Source organism: Streptomyces sp. NPDC006510 (assembly GCF_040611955.1).
Classification (GTDB): domain Bacteria; phylum Actinomycetota; class Actinomycetes; order Streptomycetales; family Streptomycetaceae; genus Streptomyces.
In genome coordinates, this window is the sequence record NZ_JBEXPH010000438.1 from 1 (window position 1) to 1,715 (window position 1,715).

Genomic DNA, 1,715 nt, shown 5'->3' on the forward strand with positions numbered 1-1,715 from the left:
GACGTGGCGGCCAAGAAGGTCCGCCTGGCCGCCCACGCCCCCGCCGCCACGGAGTCGAAGTCGGCACAGGACGCGGCGGTCGCGCCCCCGGACGACAAGGAGGCGCAGGGCAAGGCGGCCAACGCGGAGAAGATGAACGCGGCGAAACCCGGTGAGTTCAACAAGCAGGCGTTCATCGACGCGGTGAACAAGGCGATCGACGCGCAGGCGCCGAAGAATCTCGACGATGCCGACAAGTTCTCCAAGTCCGGCAAGGCCGACAAGATCAAGGACGAGGTCGACGGGAAGGTCTCGGACGGCAAGGAGTCCTCGGCCAAGGACATCGACACGGCGACCAAGGCCCCGCCGGACACATCGGCGGCCAAGGACAAGCCCGTCACCCCGATGACCCCCGACCAGCCACCGGCCAACCCGGGCGCCCCGTCCGCAGCGGACGCCGTCCCCTCCCAACAGCCCGCCTCCGTAACGGACTTCTCCGGGGGACCTGCCGCCAACGACAAGGCGATGGCGGACGCGGAGGTCACCGAGGAACAGCTGGCCAAGGGCAACGAGCCGGAGTTCGACGAGGCCCTGTCCACGAAGAAGACGGCGGAGGCGGACTCGGCGAGGGCCCCCGCGAAGGGCAAGGCGGCCGAGGCCCAACAGCTCTCCACCGCGAAGGCGGGGGCGGCAGCCTCCGGGGCGCAGGCCATGAACGCCCTGACCGCGACCCGTGCTTCGGCGGGAAAGCAGGTCGACGGCGGCAAGGGCGAGACGAAGTCGAAGGACGAGAAGAAGCGCGCCGAGGTCACGGCCAAGCTCCAGAAGGTCTACGACGGGACGAAGAAGGACGTCGAGACCACCCTGTCCGGTCTGGACAAGAAGGTGGATGAGGCATTCACCTCGGGCGAGAAGGCGGCCCGGGACGCGTTCACCGCCGACCACAAGCGCCGCATGAAGAAGTACAAGGACAAACGCTACTCGGGCATGTTCGGGCCGGCGAAGTGGGCCAAGGACAAGCTGATGGGCATGCCGAAGGAGGCCAACGACCTCTTCCAGGAAGCCCGCAAGCTCTACGTCGCAAAGATGCAGACCGTCATTTCCTCGGTCGCCGACATCATCGGCGCCGAACTCGGCAAGGCGAAGGCCCGCATCGCGAAGGGCAGGACGGAACTCAAGGCCGAGGTCGACAAACTCCCCGCCGACCTCCGCCAGTTCGGCGAGGAGGCCGTGAAGGACTTCGCCGGGAAGTTCGACGACCTCGAAGCCACGGTCAACGAGAAGTCCGAACAACTGGTCCAGGACCTGGCCACGAAGTACACGGCGGCCCTGAACAAGATCGACGAGGAGATCAAGAAACTCCAGGAAGCCAACAAGGGCCTGGTCCAGAAAGCGAAGGACGCGATCGTCGGCGCCCTCAAGACGATCAACGAACTCAAGAACCTCCTGCTCGGCATCCTGGCCAAGGCCGCCTCCGCGATCATGAAGATCATCAAGGACCCCATCGGGTTCCTGGGCAACCTCGTCAAGGCGGTCGGCGCCGGCCTCAACCTCTTCATCACCAACATCGCCACCCACCTCAAGACCGGCGTCGTCTCCTGGCTGCTCGGCACCGCCGTCAAGGCCGGCCTCGAACTCCCGCAGAAGTTCGACCTCAAGGGCATCATCCAGCTCATCGCCTCCCTCCTCGGCCTGACCTGGGACAACATCCGCGCCCGCATCACCCGCAAGGGCAT

At 66.1% G+C, this 1,715-nt stretch carries 1 pseudogene; it reads left to right on the forward strand.

From position 1 onward, the window contains the following. Window positions 1-1,715, forward strand: a pseudogene (locus ABZY11_RS44275) (hypothetical protein); the annotation flags it as partial.